12 protein-coding genes are annotated in these 15,358 nt (G+C 63.5%); all 12 read right to left on the bottom strand.

What is annotated here, in order from left to right:
• Window positions 1-91: 91 nt before the first annotated feature.
• Window positions 92-1,504, bottom strand: a complete 1,413-nt coding sequence (locus DAES_RS13605; protein ID WP_013515612.1) for a sigma-54 dependent transcriptional regulator — start codon at window positions 1,502-1,504, stop codon at window positions 92-94.
• A 133-nt stretch (window positions 1,505-1,637) separates the two neighbouring features.
• Window positions 1,638-5,876, bottom strand: coding sequence for an alpha-glucan family phosphorylase (gene glgP / locus DAES_RS13600; protein ID WP_013515611.1), 4,239 nt, complete (start codon window positions 5,874-5,876; stop codon window positions 1,638-1,640).
• Between the two features lie 17 nt (window positions 5,877-5,893).
• Window positions 5,894-7,093: a glycoside hydrolase family 57 protein gene (locus tag DAES_RS13595; protein ID WP_013515610.1), complete on the bottom strand. Its 1,200-nt coding sequence runs from the start codon at window positions 7,091-7,093 to the stop codon at window positions 5,894-5,896.
• Window positions 7,090-8,376 carry a glycosyltransferase family 4 protein gene (locus tag DAES_RS13590; protein ID WP_013515609.1) on the bottom strand — a complete coding sequence of 429 codons (1,287 nt, stop codon included), beginning with the start codon at window positions 8,374-8,376 and terminating at the stop codon, window positions 7,090-7,092. Before DAES_RS13590 ends, DAES_RS13595 begins: the two co-directional genes overlap by 4 nt.
• A gap of 2 nt (window positions 8,377-8,378) precedes the next feature.
• Window positions 8,379-10,334 (bottom strand): amylo-alpha-1,6-glucosidase, encoded by a 1,956-nt coding sequence (locus DAES_RS13585; protein WP_013515608.1) that lies wholly within the window; start codon window positions 10,332-10,334, stop codon window positions 8,379-8,381.
• Between the two features lie 361 nt (window positions 10,335-10,695).
• Complete coding sequence (locus DAES_RS13580; protein WP_013515607.1) at window positions 10,696-11,592, bottom strand: YitT family protein; 897 nt, start codon at window positions 11,590-11,592, stop codon at window positions 10,696-10,698.
• A gap of 183 nt (window positions 11,593-11,775) precedes the next feature.
• Entirely contained in the window at window positions 11,776-12,819 is a 1,044-nt protein-coding gene (locus DAES_RS13575; protein WP_269077533.1) for an acyltransferase family protein, read from the bottom strand.
• Window positions 12,820-12,904: 85 nt separating this feature from the next.
• Window positions 12,905-13,558 carry an SET domain-containing protein gene (locus DAES_RS13570; RefSeq protein WP_013515605.1) on the bottom strand — a complete coding sequence of 218 codons (654 nt, stop codon included), beginning with the start codon at window positions 13,556-13,558 and terminating at the stop codon, window positions 12,905-12,907.
• 78 nt (window positions 13,559-13,636) lie between these two features.
• Window positions 13,637-13,918, bottom strand: a complete 282-nt coding sequence (locus DAES_RS13565) for a hypothetical protein (protein ID WP_013515604.1) — start codon at window positions 13,916-13,918, stop codon at window positions 13,637-13,639.
• Window positions 13,919-13,939: 21 nt separating this feature from the next.
• A complete protein-coding gene (locus DAES_RS13560; RefSeq protein WP_013515603.1) occupies window positions 13,940-14,506 on the bottom strand; it encodes a GNAT family N-acetyltransferase in 567 nt (188 codons plus the stop codon).
• Window positions 14,507-14,513: 7 nt separating this feature from the next.
• The gene (locus DAES_RS13555) at window positions 14,514-14,897 is read right to left on the bottom strand and encodes a hypothetical protein (protein ID WP_013515602.1); all 384 of its coding nucleotides are present in this window, start codon (window positions 14,895-14,897) and stop codon (window positions 14,514-14,516) included.
• Window positions 14,898-14,900: 3 nt separating this feature from the next.
• Window positions 14,901-15,176, bottom strand: a complete 276-nt coding sequence (locus DAES_RS13550; protein WP_013515601.1) for a hypothetical protein — start codon at window positions 15,174-15,176, stop codon at window positions 14,901-14,903.
• Between the last annotated feature and the right edge of the window lie 182 nt (window positions 15,177-15,358).

Below are 15,358 nucleotides of genomic sequence, written 5' to 3'. Positions count from 1 at the left end.
CCTGTCGGAGGATTTACAGAGAATATCTTGAAATAATTGGGATATCGAAAAAGTGTGAACTGAGGGTTCCGAAAAGGTTCAGTGTGAAGTGTCAGTTCACCTTTTTGCCCTGGGTGCGGAAGTCCCGGCGCTGCAACCCATGGCGGGACATGAGCTTATGCAACTGACGCGGGGTGATTCCGGCCCATTGGGCGGCGTCCTTGATCCTGCCGTGGGTGGCTTCGAGCAGTTCGGCCAGGTAGCTGCGCTCAAAGGCGTCCACCACGTTCTGTCTCGCCCGGCCCAGGGGGATGGAGATGTCGGTGCGCCCCGTGACCGGGCCGTGACCAGGGGCAAAGAGATCCTGGGGGATGCTGTCGGGCGTGATCAGCTCGCTCCGCTCAAGGATGCAGGCGCGCTCGATGAGATTTTCAAGCTCGCGCACGTTGCCGGGCCAGGAGTAGCGCTGGAAGGCGTCCAGCGTCTTGGGGTGCAGCCCCTTGATGCTCTTGCCCAGCTGGCTGCTGAAGTGGCGGATGAAGACCTCGGCAAAGGAGAAGATGTCGCTCTTGCGCTCTCGCAGCGGCGGTATCTCAATGGGAAAGACGTTGAGCCGGTAGTAGAGGTCTTTGCGGAAGAATCCCTTCTCGCACATGTCGCGCAACGAGTCGTTGGTGGCCGCGATGATGCGCACGTCCACCGGGATGTCCTGGTCGCAGCCCACGCGCTGGATGGTCTTGTCCTGGAGCACGCTTAAAAGCTTGACCTGCATGGGCTGGGAGATGGTGCCCACCTCGTCGAGGAACATGGTGCCGCCCTCGGCCAGGCCGAACTTGCCTATCTTGCGCTTGGCCGCGCCGGTGAAGGCGCCCTTTTCGTGGCCGAACAGCTCGCTCTCGATCAGGGTGTCCGGGATGGCTCCGCAGTGGACGCTGACGAACGGGGCGTCGCGCCGCACGCTGTGGGAGTGGATGAGCTTGGCGATGAGGCTTTTGCCCGTGCCGGTCTCGCCGGTGAGCAGCACCGTGGTCTTGGTCCCGGCCATCTGGCGGACCTTGGCGAACGCCTCGCGCATGGCCGGGCTGTTGGTCCTGACCACGCGCAGGGCTTCCTCGTTCCAGAACTGGTCCCTGAGGTAGTCCAGCTCGGTGGTCAGGATGAGGTTCTTGTCCAGCCGCTCCAGAACCAGTTGCACCTCGGCGGCGTTGACCGGATAGGTCAGATAGTCGGACGCGCCGGATTTGACGGCGTCCACGGCGCGGCGGATTTCGTCGGGCTGGACCAGGATGACGATCTCCACGTCCTGGTGGCCCTGCCAGACCGCGCTGATGCCGTCGCGGTGGGACAATCCGCCCTCGGTCAGCAGGCCATAATCCACGAACAGCACGTCCACCGGGCGGGTGGCCAGGGCCGAGCGCAGGGCGGCCATGTCCGAGAAGGTCTCGCCCTCGCCCGAGGGGGCAAGGATCGTCTCCAGGGTGTCGTGGGCCGCGTTGTCCGGGGTGGCGATCATGTATTTGCGCATGTCTGGTTCCTCGTGACCGCTGTAATCCCGGAGAGTTGAACTGGCAAGGGGAATTGCGCCAGGGCGCGGAAAGGCCCGGAGGCGCTTCCCTGGCGGGGGCGCTTCCGGGCCTGATGCGTTCCGGTCCGGTTGCTCAGCTCCATCGGATCAGGCGGGTCTCGTACTTGGTGCCAAGGCCCGGATGGACCGGGATGACCCGGATGCCGTAGCGGCAGGTGCCGGACGAGGCCGGGGTGTACTCGACCCGGAACTCCAGGTTGTTGCCCTCGGTGTGCTTGAGCTTGAGCGGCTTGCAGTCGAGGACCGTATCCTCGCCTGGGCTGGCCACGATCAGTTCCACCAGCATCTCCTCCTGGAGCAATTGCCCCTTGTCCACCTTGGCCGATATCCGCAGGGTGTTGCCGAGCATGAACACGTCGCCGTGGATGCCCTCCACCCGGATCTCCTTGATGTTGACCGTGGAGAAGCGGCCCGGGATGCGCCGCTGCCACGTGCCCACGTCCTTGGCCAGGGCGTACTTGTTCTTGTTGCGCCGCGCAGCCAGGGCCAGGGTGGGCAGGTACATGTCGCTGATGTAGTCGCGGACCATGCGGTGGGTGCCGTACTGCTTGAAGGCGGTCTTCATGGATTCCTTCATCCGTTTGATCCAGCCGTGGGGCACGCCGTCGCCCCGGTCGTAAAACTCCGGCACCACTTCGGTTTCGAGCACGGCGTAGAGGTTGTCGGCGTCCACGATGTCCTGGTTGACCTGGGTCTCATAGACCAGCCCCTGGCCCACGGCCCAGCCGTTTTTGGTGTCAAAGGCCTCGTCCCACCAGCCGTCGAGGATGCTGCAGTTGGGCACGCCGTTGAGGGCGGCCTTCATGCCGCTGGTGCCGCTGGCCTCCATCAGCCGGGTGGGGTTGTTCAGCCACACGTCAGAGCCGGAGACGAGCAGGCGGGCCAGCCGGATGTCGTAGCTCTCAAGGAAGATGACCCGGCCAAGGAAGTCGTCCTGCTTGGCCAGCCGGCAGATGAGGTTGATGAAGCTCGAGCCGATGGTGTCTGCCGGGTGTGCCTTGCCCGCGAAGATGATGTTGATGGGTTTTTCGGGGTTGCGGAACAGTTCCTTGACCTTGTTCAGGTTGTGAAACAGCAGCGTGGGCCGCTTGTAGGCCGTGAACCGCCGGGCGAAGCACAGGGTCAGGTGGTCCGGGTTGAGGGTGTCGAGGAAGGTGCGCAGCCGGTTTGGCGGCTCGCCTTCGCGCGCCCACTGGTTGGAGATGGAGCGGCGGATCTCGTCGTAGAGCCGGTGCTTGAGGGCGATGTGGGTGTCCCACAGGCGGCGGTCGTCGATGTCGTCCAGCCCGGCCCAGTCGATGTCGTCGGAAAGGGCCGAGTGGACCGAGATGTTGCAGGTCTCCTCAATGTCGCGCCTGAGCCGTTCGTCGAGCCAGGTGGTGATGTGCACGCCGTTGGTGATGTGGCCCACTGGCACCTCGCTGAACAGGAAGCCCCGCCACAGGTCCATCCACATGCGCCGGGAGACCTCGCCGTGCAGCTTGCTGACGCCGTTTCTGACGTAGGAGAGCTGGAGGGCAAGTACGGTCATGTTCAGGTGGTCCGCCTCCTCGGCGTACATGTGGCCGAGGTTCCACAGGGCGTCCCAGGGCACGTCCATCTCGGCGGCGTAGCCGCGGAAGTAGTTCTCCACCAGGGAGCGCTCGAACCGCTCGTTGCCCGCCGGGACCGGGGTGTGCATGGTGAAGCAGGTGGACCCGCGCACGATCTCCTTGGCCGTTGCGAAATCAACGCCCTCAAGGCGCATGAGCTGCCGGATGCGCTCGAAGAGCAGGAAGGCCGAGTGGCCCTCGTTGAGGTGGTAGAGGCAGGGGGTGATGCCCAGGGTCTTGAACATGCGCACGCCGCCCACGCCGAGCAGGATCTCCTGCTCGATGCGTCCCTTGGACGACGGTTCGTAGAGCTTGGCCGCGATGTCGCGGTCGGTGCGGGAGTTCTCGGGCACGTCGGTGTCGAGCAGATAGAGCTTGGCCCGGCCCACGCGCACCTCCCAGACCTGGGCGTAAATGGGGCGGCCCGGCAGGTCCACGGTCACCAGGACGCGGTCCGAGTCGCCGTTTTGCAGCGGGATGATGGGCATGGAGGCGAAGTTGTTCTCGTGGTACTCGACCACCTGCTCGCCGTTGCCGTTGATGCGCTGGTGAAAGTAGCCGTTCTTGTAGAGCAGCGAGACGCCGATAAAGGGCAGGTTGAGGTCGCTGGCCGACTTGATGTGGTCGCCAGCCAGGAGGCCCAGGCCGCCGGAGTAGATGGGGATGGACTCGTGCAGGCCGAATTCCATGGAGAAGTAGGAGATGGGGTTGCTCCAGGTAATGCCTCCGTGATCCGCCTTGCCGCTCTCGGCCATGTAGGCGTCGAAGCGGGCGAGTACCTCCTTGACGCGGCCCATGAAGGCCGCGTCGTCCGCCACATGGGCAATGCGCTCCGGGTCCAGTGCGTTCAGGAATTCCACCGGGTTGTGGCCGCATTGCTGCCACCGCTGGGCGTCGATGCCCTCGAATATCTCCTGGGCGTCGCGGTGCCAGACCCACCAGAGGTTGGAGGCCAGGTCGCGCAATCTGGCCAGGTTGTCCGGCAGGTCGGTGATGACCGAGAAGGACTTGAGCCTGGGCTGGGTGGTGTTGACGCCGGTGAAGCTGAACAGTTTGCCCGGGGCCATGGCCATGCGTTGCACGCCCGCCACCCGCTCGGTGCGGATGCCCGCGGCCAGTTCATAGGCCTCGATGTAGAGGGGATAGAAGTTCTTCCAGGTGGCCTCTTCGGCGATGCGCCGGGCCTCGCCGCGGCGAAAGGCGCGCTCCTCGGGCGACCAGCGGGTGAAGTCGAGCAGGGTCTTGGCCAGCTTGCCTGCGGCGGTGCGGAAGTTGTCCCGGAGCCGGTTGAGGACCATGACGCCGGGGTGCCCGCCAGGGTGCCGCTCCATGACCCACTGGCCGAAACCGGCCCGGTCCGCCGTGATGGTGGGCACGTAAAAGGCCGCGCTCTCCATGGGGGTGTAGCCCCACGGCTCGTAGAAGGAGGGGAAAACGGTCAGGTCCATGCCCGCCAGGGCGTCGTAGTATTCCAGGTTGAGGATGCCGTCGTTGCCGTCGAGGTAGACCGGAATGAAGATGACGCAGCAGCGGTTGGCAGGCTCATTGTTCAGCTTCATCTCGCGGCATTTGAGCACGATGGAGTCGCGGTCCGAGTCGCCGAGATGGTGGGTGGCGATGCCGCCGTATTTCTCGATGCTGTAGTGCTCGTCCTTGAGCCGCTTGCGCGCCTCCTCGCTGAAGCCCGCGTAGCCGCAGGTGACCAGCAGGAAGGTGACCACGGTCATGTCCGAGTCTGCCTTGGCCAGCTCTCCGTCCACTTGGGCCAGGCTCTCGATGAGCAGGTCGATGCCCTTGTTGTGGAACTCGTATCTGCCGCTGGTGGCCACCAGCAGGGTCTTGTCCGGCTTCAGGTCGCGCTCCAGAAAGCGGGAGGCGAGGTCGATGAGCCGGTTGCGGGCGGTCTTGCGCGTTTTTTCCACTGCCACAGGCTCGGCAAAGCCTTCGAGGTTGAAGCCGTTGAAGGTGACCACAGCCGGGTTGGTGCCCAGCAGGTTGGACGCCTCGCGCCGGGTGATGTCTGACACGGTGGCAAAGCAGTCTGCCTCGCGCGCGGCCACGGACTCCATGGAGTGCTTGGCCGCCACCCCGTATGCCTTGGCCTCCTGGGACGGCTCGATCTCCTCCAGCCGCTCGTAGATGTCCACCCCGGAGCCGGACATGGCCCGGCCAAGCATGGTGGCGTGGGTGGTCAGCAGGGTGGCCACGGCGGGCGCCTGTTTCTTGAGGTAGAGTACGCCCGCGCCGGACATCCATTCGTGGAAATGGGCAAAGACCTCGGACACGCCCTCCACGTCGTCATGAATCTCCTTGATGACCATGGCCGCGGTGGTGCTGAAGACCAGCGGCTCGATGTAGTCCCAGCCGCCGGTCATGGAGTCCACGCCAAAGTCGTTCCACAGTTGGAAAAGGAGCTTGTCGTGGGTCGGGAAGGCCCCCTGGAAATCGACGAGCAGAACCCACGGCCTGCCGGGGATGTCCCACTGGCCCACGCTGGTGGGGATGTTGTGCTGCTTGAGCCGCTCCAGAGTGGCGGCGAATTCCTCGGGCGGGTCGCAGGGGTCGAACCCCGGATTGCGGTCGAGCAGGGGGCCGATGGCCACGTAGCGGCCATCAAAGGCGGCCATGGCTTCGGCTGCCTTGCTGCTGATGACGGTATGGATGCCGCCCACCTTGTTGCATACTTCCCACGATACTTCGAACAGCCAACTGGATTCCATCGGGTTCACTCCTGCGGTCACTTGTTGCCGAGTCTGCGGTCCACGGTCAATGTCAGATCGTTGAGGGCGTTCATGTAGGTGATGAACGCCTGATGCGGGGTCTCATAGGGGTTGAAGTACTTGTGCACGTCGCCGTCCGAGAACCACTTGGTGCACATATAATAGAAATGGTCGCTGGTCAGCAACTCCCGCCAGGTGGCGATGAGGTCATCGTCGCCCGTGGCCAGCACCCGGTCCTCCAGGGCATAGGCCAGCTCCGCCGCCTGATCCTGCATGGGGTTGCCGAGCCAGGCCGTGACATCGCGCTCCAGGTCGGCCCAGGAGGTGAAGTGGGGCACGTCGATCTGGGCCTTGGGGTCGAGCCCGGCGGCCGCCTCGCAAGGGGTCTTGAAGGTGAAGTCCGGATGGTCGAGGATGGCTCCCGGCAGGGCGCGGAAGAACTCGAAGATGCCGGTTTCGGCCCACTGGTGCTCGCCGATGGTCTCGTAGTCCATGAACAGGTTGACCACCTCGCCGTTGCCGGCCACGGCGTGGACCCATTTGGCGAATCTTTCGGCTGTCACCGGCCACTCGCTCCAGCCCTGGTCCGAGAAGCGGAAGGCCACGTCGTCCGAGAGACGGTAATTCTTGAGCAGCGCCTTGAGCTTGCAGCACCCGGCTGGCTGGTAGACGAAGTTGGGGGAGCGCCAGCCCAGCACATGGTCCGCGCCCTCGGCCAGGATCGTCTTGTAGCCCATCTTCTCGACTTCCAGGGCCAGGTCGTTGCTGTAGATCAGCTCGGTGTTGCGGAAGGTGACTGGCTTGACCCCGAAGAACTCCTTGAGCACCTTGTCGTGCATCTTCACCTGCCGCCGGAACTCCTCCTTTGAGAAGAGGAACGACAGGGAGTGGTAGTGGGTCTCGCCGATGAACTCCACGCAGCCGGTTTCGGCCAGCGCGCGGAAGGATTCGAGCACCTCGGGGCAGAACTCCTGGAACTGCTCCATGGCCACGCCGGTGATGGCGTAGGATATCCTGAACTTTCCCTTGAACTCGTTGATCAGATCGAGCATCAGCCGGTTGGCGGGCAGATAGCATTTGTCAGCCACCTTGCGCAGGATATCGCGGTTGGCCGTGTCGTCGCGGTAGTCGTGACCAAGGCCGATGTCGAAGAACGAGTATCCCTGGTTGAGCCGCATGGGCTGATGCACCTGGAAGTAGAGGCATACGGAGATCATCGCGCACCTCCGGCGAGTTCCATGTAGACGTTGAGGACATGCTCCGCCGCGATTTCCCATTTGATCTTCTTGAGGGTTTCCACGCCCTTCACGGCCAGTTCGCTGGCCCGGGCCTCGTTGCCGAGGATGTCGAGGATTTCGAAGGCGAGCCTGTCCACGTCCCAGAAGTCCACCTTGACCGCGTGGTCGAGGATTTCGGCCACGCCCGACTGCCGGGAGACGATGGCTGGCACGTTGTAGACCATGGCCTCGAGTGGGGTGATGCCGAACGGTTCGGACACGCTGGGCATGACGTAGAGATCGCTCATGGCGTAGATGCGCTCCACGTCCGCCCCGCGCACGAAGCCGAGGAAATGGAAGCGGTGGGCCATGCGCAACTGGGCCATGCGCTCCACCATGCGGGGGAACATGTCGCCCGTCCCGGCCATGACAAAGCGCACGTCCGGGTTTTTCTTCAGCACCCTGGCTGCGGCCTCCACGAAGTAGTCCGGCCCCTTCTGGAAGGTTATGCGGCCAAGGAAGAGGACGATCTTCTCCTTGAGGGGCTTTTGCAGCCGCATCTGGCCGAAGCGCCGCTCTTTGGACACGGCGTTGTGGACCACGGTGATCTTGGCCGGGTCGATGGAGTAGCGCTTGACGATGGTGTCCATGGTGTAGTGGCTCACCGCGATGATCCGGTCCGCGGCCTCGAAACCCGCCCGTTCGATGTCATAGACCTGCTGGTTGACATGGTCCCCGCTGCGGTCGAATTCCAGCGCGTGGGCGTGGACCACGAGCGGCTTGCCCGAGACCCGTTTGGCCTCGATGCCCGCCGGGGCGGTCATCCAGTCGTGGGCGTGGATGACGTCGAACCGCTCGGACGCGGCCAGGTGCGCGGCCACCACGCTGTAGCGCACGATCTCGGCCATGAGGTTGCTTCCGTAGCCGCCGGCAAACACGTTCTCCACCTCGCCCAGAATGTCCTTGGCGGTGATGAACTCGTCGTGTTCGAGGATGCTGCGGTATTCTCTTTCCGTCAGATAGGGGCGCAGGGGCGAGAGCACCTCAAGCACCTTGACCCGCTCGCGCAGGGCCAGGATTTCGGAGATGCCGACCCTGGCCCGGACGCGGTTGGCGCCCAGCAGGGTCAGGTGTCCGCCCGATTCGCCGGATTCGAGCTTGGGCAGCACGAACACGATGTCCGTGCCCAGCCCTGCCAGGCCCTTTGTCAGACCGAGGCAGGCGGTGCCGAGACCGCCGGATATATACGGGGGGAACTCCCACCCGAACATGAGTACGCGCATGATCAGCTCCTCAACAGCTTGTTCAGCCTGATGGCCTCGCCCACGCTCCATGCCTGGGCAATGCACCCTTTGGGCAGGTGCGGCGGGTTGCCCGTGTAGATTTCGGGCACCGAGGCGATGCCGAAATTGTTGGGAAACTCGCGCAGGATGGGCTTGAAGTAGGTACGCAGGAAGGCCCTTGCCCCGGCCTTGTCCTCGGCCTGGCGCAGCAGCGCCTCGCCGAAATGCCCGGCCAGCCACGGCCAGACCATGCCCTGGTGGTAGGCCGAGTCGCGCGAGGCGGCGTCGCCCCGGTAGAAGGGCGAGTACTTCGGGTCGCGCGGCGACAGGGTGCGCAGGCCGTAGGGGGTCAGCAGGTGGGCCTGGACCTTGCTGACCACGTCGCGCATGTGGGCCACGTCGAGCAGGCTGTGGGGCAGGGACACGGCAAAGACCTGGTTGGGCCTGATGGAGCGGTCCTGGCGGTCGCCGTTGACCACGTCGCACAGGCAGCGGTCGTCGTGGCTCCAGAATTTGTTGACAAAGCTGGCTTCAAGCCGGGCGGCGGCCTCTCTGGCGCGCTCGGCCAGCGCCTCGTCGTCCGGTCCGGCCAGTTCCAGGAAGAACTTGAGGGCGTTGTACCACAGGGCGTTGATCTCCACCGGCGCGCCGTGGCGCGGGGTGACGGGCCTGCCATGGGCCTGGGCGTCCATCCAGGTGAGCTGGGTGGACGCGTTGCCCGCATAGAGCAACCCGTCGGGCGCGATGGAGCACAGGGGCACCCGCCCGTCCAGATGGGCGGCCACGATGTGCTTGAGGGCCGGGTAGACGCGCTCCATGACAAAGGCGCGGCTCCCTTTGGCCTTGAGGTATTCCTGCACTGCCCAGAAGAACCACAGGGAGGCGTCGATGGAGTTGTAGGCCAGGTGCTCGGACGTTTGGTCGAGATAGTTGGGCAGCAGCCCGTCGCGCTCAAGCCCGGCATAGGCGGCCAGCACCTCCTCGCCGAACTCCAGGCGCCCGGCGTGGAAGGTCAGCCCGGGCAGGGCGATCATGGTGTCGCGGCCCCACTCGCCGAACCAGTGGTAGCCCGCGATGACCGAGGCGAAGCCGGACGTGTTGCGGACCAGGAACTGGTCCCCGAAATATTTGACCCAGTGGACGCTTTTGGTGCGGTCCTTCGATGCCTCGAGGAGCGCCTCGCGCCGGGCCACCTCGCCCTTGCGCTTGTGTTCCATGTTGCCAAGGGGCTCCACCGAGGCCGCGAAGATGACCGGCTTGCCCTTGTGCAGCCGCGTCTCGAACATGCCGGGGCAGAACAGGTCCTCCTGATAGTCGAAGCCCCGGTTGCGCTCGATGATGTATTCCAGGTTCAGGGACCACTTGGGGCCGGGGAAGAATTCCGATGCCCGGTTGGTGCCCATGTGCAGGGGCGGCATGCCCTCGTAGGGTTCGATGATGCAGCCGTTCTTCTCGACAAAGCACTTGGGCCGCAGGAACATGTTCTCCCTGGCCAGGGCGTGGATGTCCCGGTAGGCCAGCAGGGGCCTGAGGCGCATGATGGGGCTGACCTTGCCCTCCAGCATCTCGTAGCACAGGAGCACGGTGTTCTCGCCGTAAACCGTCATCATGGTCTTTTTGATGACCACGTCGCCGATGCGGTAGGTGATGGCCGGAAACAGCCCCTGCTCGAAGGAGTCCACGAACTGGTGCCCGGTGGGGTGGTAGACCCCCGGATATTTGTTGGTGGAGAGGATGAACTCCCTGTCGCCGCCGACCAGCGAGGTTTCGACCTTGGAGAGGAGGACGAACCGTCCCTTGGGTTTGGTCAGCGCGGCCACGAGCAGGCCGTGGTATTTGCGCGTGTGGCAGTTGATGATGGTGCTCGACGCATAGCCGCCGATGCCGTTGGTATCAAGCCACTCCTTGCGCGTCGCGGTTTCTGTGTTGATGCATTCGTCTCTGGAAATCCGTATCATGATGTCCGCCGGGTTGGTGTGAAATACCGTTGCAGTCCGTTGAACCATTCCATGCACACTGTCTTCCCATCTTTGAGTTAGATAAGAAAAGGTCGCGAGTAGCAAGAGAAAACTTTGAGCGCGATGGTATTTTTTCCAAACCGTCGCGGGGAGGGGGTCTTTGCACGCCGGAGGGGGATGTTCGCCGCACAGGCTTGGCCCGGGGCATTGTGCCGCCATATGAGATACGGTGCGCGTTGTTGCCGTTTCGTGGGGGATGGGTGGAAGATCGTTGTCGGAATGAAATATGGTCGAATATAATGGAAACGGCACTCAATTGAGTGCCGTTTCCATTATGCTCGTCGACTTGAGGGTTGGGCGGTCAGTAGATTTTCCGTTTGGAAAAACTCGAGCCCAGGACCGAGAAGGTGTTCTCCACGATGAACAGGGCGTTCTCGTCGTGGCTGAAGGTGATCTCCTCCAGCTTCTTGAGTTGGACGTTGTTGACCACGGTCATGAGCACGTTCTTCTCCTGGCGCGAGTAGGCTCCGAAGCCGCGCAGAAAGGTGGCGCTCTGGCGCAGGGAGTGCAGAATGTCGTGGCTGATGGCGTCGGCGTGGCTGGAGATGATGAAGACGACCTTGCGCTGGTTGAACATGGATAGGGTGTTGTCCACCATCACGGCGGTGATGAAGACCAGGATGAGCGAGGCGATGATCAGGTCCAGCGGCAGCCGGAACAGGCTTAAGCTGAACAGGGCCGCGTTGAAGCCGAGGTAGACCTTGCCGATGCCGATGTTGAACCGCTGGAAGAGATAGACCGCGATCACGTCGAGCCCGCCGTTGGACCCCAGCGAGCGCAGCACGATGCCCGCGCCGAAACCGGAAATGACGCCGCAGGCCACGCTGGCGTAGAGCTGGTTCTCCACCTGGATGGGGATGGTCGCCAGCTCGTAGAACAGGGTGGTGGCCGCAGTGGCGTAGGCGCTGTACCAGAAGAAGCGTCGGCTGACCTTGACCCAGGCGAAGACGAAGAGCGGGACGTTGAGGAGCAGATATATCCAGCCGGGATTCAGGGTTCCGGTGGTGTAGTAGATCAGGGTGGCCAGGCCGAACAGGCCGCCCGGAATGAACTCGTGGGGCACGGCCAGGCTCTTGATGCCCACGGCCACGAGCAATGCGCCAACCGTGATGAGCAGCAGGTTCCACCACAGGGAATAGGAGAAATCCATTCGGAATGACGGCCCCTTGCCGAGCCGGGATGTGGCCGCGTCAGACATCAGCGCTCCGTTTCAAAAAGTCCGTGAAAACGACGGGGCCGGTCCTTGCGGCCTCTTGCCGGACCGGGCGCCCCCATTGGGGCATACTCTTTTACGGGTGGGCGATCAAGGCCGGTCGGCCAGGGGCCGGGCCAGAAGGGGTCTGCCCAGGGAGCGCTGGCCGGGCGTGCCGGAGCCGGATTCCTACGCTTGTTGACGCAGGGGGGCGAGGTCGGGGCGGCCTTTGCGCAGCCGCCTTTTGAGCATCTCCGCGCCCGGCTCGAACAGGGCATGCACCAGCAGGGCCACGGCCAGGGAGACGAGCAGGATGTCCCACCCCTCTGGCGAGTCCGCCAAGGTCTCGAACAGGGCGACGACGCTGAAGTGGAAGAGGTAGAAGGGATAGCTCAGTTTGCCGGTGAAGCGGTCAAAGCGGAACTGGCCGAAGCTGCGGAAGACAAAGGGCATGGTAGCCAGGACGACGCAGGGCAGGACGAACTGGGCCACGGACTGGGGGATCAGCCCGGCCAGCAGCAGAGCTGCGGCCAGCACGGCAAAGGCTGGATAGTCAAAGCGACCGGGCCGCCTGGGGAGCAGGGCGTGGAACCGGTATGACAGAATGCCCCCGGCAAAGAGCCACAGCTCCAGGGGGAAGAACCGCTTGAAGAACACGGCGTTTTCCGTCCCGGCCAGGGGTACGGCCAGCCGCAGGGCGAGGCTGGCGCAGACGAGGGCCAGCAAGGTTCGGGAGCGCAGACGCACCAGCAGCGGGGCCAGGGCGTAGAACATGATTTCGAGCGACAGCGACCACCCCTGGATGAGCGGGGCGTTGCGCCAGATGGAGTCGCGGGCCGCAGGCAGGAATTGGAGCCCGCCGTTCGGCGCGGGCGAGAGGCAGAAGAGCAGCTCCTGGCCCAGGATGCCCAGAGAGGTCCAGGCCATGACCAGGAAGGTGACCGGGTCGGACAGGAGCATGGCCATCTCGGCCCTGGAGCTCATGGGGTGGACGTCGAGGGACATGACCAGACCGACGCTCAAGGCCACGGCCAGGACATAGGCGGGGTACAGGGTCAGGAACCGGCTGAGGTAGAACTGTCGGGCCGAACCGTAGCGGGTGTCGAGGATCAGGGCCATGTAGAAGCCGGAGATGGCGAAAAAGCACAAAACTGCCTCATGCCCGTGGATCATGGGCAGGGGGGCCACCGTGAAGTGGGAGTTGAGCACCGCGATGGCGAGCAGGAGCCGAATGATTCCCAGGGCAAGCCTCCCGTGTTCCGATATCCTGGCCCGAGGGGCGGCAGGCGCGCGCCTGCCGCTGAAAACGCGTGTTGGTCTAGCCGCCCAGGCGCAGGGGCTCGGGCTGCGGTATCTCGGCGCAGGCGTGGCTCGCGCCGCCGATGCTGCGGTTGCACCTGAGGGCCAGTACCGAGGTGTAGGGCTCCTGGCCGCAGAGATAGGCGCGCAGCCGTTTCCGGGCCTCAGGGTCCATGAATTCCATCAGCGGCTGATGCACGTCGATGACTTTTTCCATGGCCGAGAGGATCTGCATGTCCCAGGCCTCGTGAAAGCGCTCGATGTCGTCCGGCCGCAGGGTCTTGCGGCAGTTGTGGCAGTTGCATGACAGGGGCACCTCCTCCTCGATGTTGAAGAGGCCGTACTCGTCGCATATCTCCTCGCCCTTCCAGATGTTGCGGATGGCGATCTCGAACCCGTAGCCCGTGCTGATGGTGTTGCAGTCGCACCGGTGGTTGACGTACTTGGCGTGGTCCCAGCTGAGGATGCGCACGCCCTTCTCGTCAATGTAGGAGTACTTGCCGGCAATGGCTCTGTGGCATTCGTCCAGGGCGTTGAAATCCTTGTCGCTGAGTTCGATCTCCAGGCGGTCCTTGACGTAGACGATGGTTCCGCGCGGGATGTCCGCCGTGGCGAACACGCCGTATCCGATGTTTGCGTTGACGAAACGTACTTCGGTGTTCGGATGGATCACAGTGTTTCTCTCACTTGGTGCCTGCGGTCTCGGGCGGCTCGCCTGGTCCGGTAGAGGTTGCGCGTTGTGCCGGGGGCGTTACCAGTTGTCGTCATCCCCGTAGCTCCAGTCGTCGTCGAGGGTGAAGTCCCTGACCCGGATAAGCAGTTCGTCGCCCTCCTCGGTGATGGTGCCCTGGGCCGTGACCCATTTGTCCATGTGGTCCATGAGCTTCAGGCCGTTCTTGTCCGGTTCCACAAGGTACTGCTCCTCGCCGTCCACCAGGATCATGAGGCTGGAGTCCTCTTCTTCTTCCTCATCCTCCCGTTCAATGGGCAGGATCTGTCCGTAAATGGTATCGTCGTAAATATCTGCTGACACGCTGCTGTTTCTCCCTGCGTCCTATTGGGATTCGCTGCCCTTGGCATCGGACTCGAAGTCCTTGCGGTAGACCACGCTTCCATCTTTTGGAATGAATTGCTTGAGGAACCTGTCCTCCTGATCGTAGCCGTTGGCCTCGTAGAAGCGCCTGCTGCCCTCGAACGAACGTCCGCTTTCTGTTTCGAGCAGGATTCTCTGGCCACCCCTGGTCTCTATCTGGCGTTGCATCTCCGCCAGCATGGCCGAGCCGATGCCCTGGCGCTGGAGGCTGGGGGTGACTGAAATGCCGATCAGCTCAAAGCTGTCCGGCCATTGGGCGATCTCGCCATAGCAGAGGAATCCGGCCAGCGTGTGGCCGTCCGGATCATTGGTCTTGGCCTGGATGAACCGGCATGCGTCGCTGTCGCCCTGGTAGGCGCAGTCCCAGACCATGCCCTCGGCGGTGCTCAGTTCTTCCTCGTTGAACAGGCCGCATGCGGCGGCCATGTCGAGCAGCTGTTCCACATCCTCGGGGGCCACCCCGTTGGAGATGTAGACTTCGCGTACGGGTGTCTGTTCACTGTCTTGTTCGGTGATGGAATTGTCCATGGGATGCTCATGCCGCCGGGGCAGTGCTGAGGTTGAATGGGACGCCTTGCCGCGCGCACGGGGCTGGGGCCAAAGGCCCGGTGCCTATGGGATCCCTGGGCTGTCGTTCGTCCGGGAGGGATATGACTTCCCGAACCCTGATGGCAGCCCGGCCCAACCATTGGACCGGGGTGCCGACAATGACGCAGACGCGACCCTCGATGCCTATATCGTCAACGCCGAGGAGCAGATAGTCCCTGGTCCCGTCGTTTATGACCAGTCCGTTTCTGGAACTGACCACCAGACCCTGCACCCGGACGGATTCGTCCGGCTGCTCCTCGGCAGTGACCTTCTGAGCGAGTGTGGCCAGCAGCAGCGCGGCGCACAGGATGATGCAGGCGTGGCGTGGCATCGCCTACCCGAAGTCCGTCGTTTCCATGGGCGTGAAGCTCTCGACGTGGATGGTCTCGATGCCGCCCACCTTGCGGACGGTTCCAGTGATGGAGGCCCGCTTGCGGGCCATGGAGACAAGGGTCGGGAAGGTGTGCAGGTTGGTCACCTGCACGTCGCGCTCGGCCTCGCACGCGATGAGGATTTCAGTCACGCGGAACTGCTCGTCCCACTGCATGGGCACGATGAATCCGCTGATGGTTTCCCTGCGGGCGGGCGTGGTGTCGGCGTGTTGCTGCATGGTGTCGCCCCACGGCTCGCGTGGGTGGACTCAAGTAGCAGACAGCGTGCCAAGAATATAACATGTTGTAATAATGGAATTGTTGCCCAGGCGAGGGGCTTTATGCAGGAACCGGCGGTTCCTGTTTGCCGCGTCGGGGCTGAAATGGCGAAGCAAATCAGCCGTATGGCGGTGGGATTTGC

The organism is Pseudodesulfovibrio aespoeensis Aspo-2, from assembly GCF_000176915.2.
Lineage (GTDB): Bacteria > Desulfobacterota > Desulfovibrionia > Desulfovibrionales > Desulfovibrionaceae > Pseudodesulfovibrio > Pseudodesulfovibrio aespoeensis.
This window is presented reverse-complemented; position numbering and strand designations above follow the sequence as displayed.

Excerpts from the sequence above, each read along its gene's own strand:
- DAES_RS13605 (WP_013515612.1), bottom strand. The coding sequence starts at position 1,504 with ATGCGCAAATACATGATCGCCACCCCGGACAACGCGGCCCACGACACC.
- glgP (WP_013515611.1), bottom strand. The coding sequence starts at position 5,876 with ATGGAATCCAGTTGGCTGTTCGAAGTATCGTGGGAAGTATGCAACAAG.
- DAES_RS13595 (WP_013515610.1), bottom strand. The coding sequence starts at position 7,093 with ATGATCTCCGTATGCCTCTACTTCCAGGTGCATCAGCCCATGCGGCTC.
- DAES_RS13590 (WP_013515609.1), bottom strand. The coding sequence starts at position 8,376 with ATGCGCGTACTCATGTTCGGGTGGGAGTTCCCCCCGTATATATCCGGC.
- DAES_RS13585 (WP_013515608.1), bottom strand. The coding sequence starts at position 10,334 with ATGATACGGATTTCCAGAGACGAATGCATCAACACAGAAACCGCGACG.
- DAES_RS13580 (WP_013515607.1), bottom strand. The coding sequence starts at position 11,592 with ATGTCTGACGCGGCCACATCCCGGCTCGGCAAGGGGCCGTCATTCCGA.
- DAES_RS13560 (WP_013515603.1), bottom strand. The coding sequence starts at position 14,506 with ATGGACAATTCCATCACCGAACAAGACAGTGAACAGACACCCGTACGC.
- DAES_RS13555 (WP_013515602.1), bottom strand. The coding sequence starts at position 14,897 with ATGCCACGCCACGCCTGCATCATCCTGTGCGCCGCGCTGCTGCTGGCC.
- DAES_RS13550 (WP_013515601.1), bottom strand. The coding sequence starts at position 15,176 with ATGCAGCAACACGCCGACACCACGCCCGCCCGCAGGGAAACCATCAGC.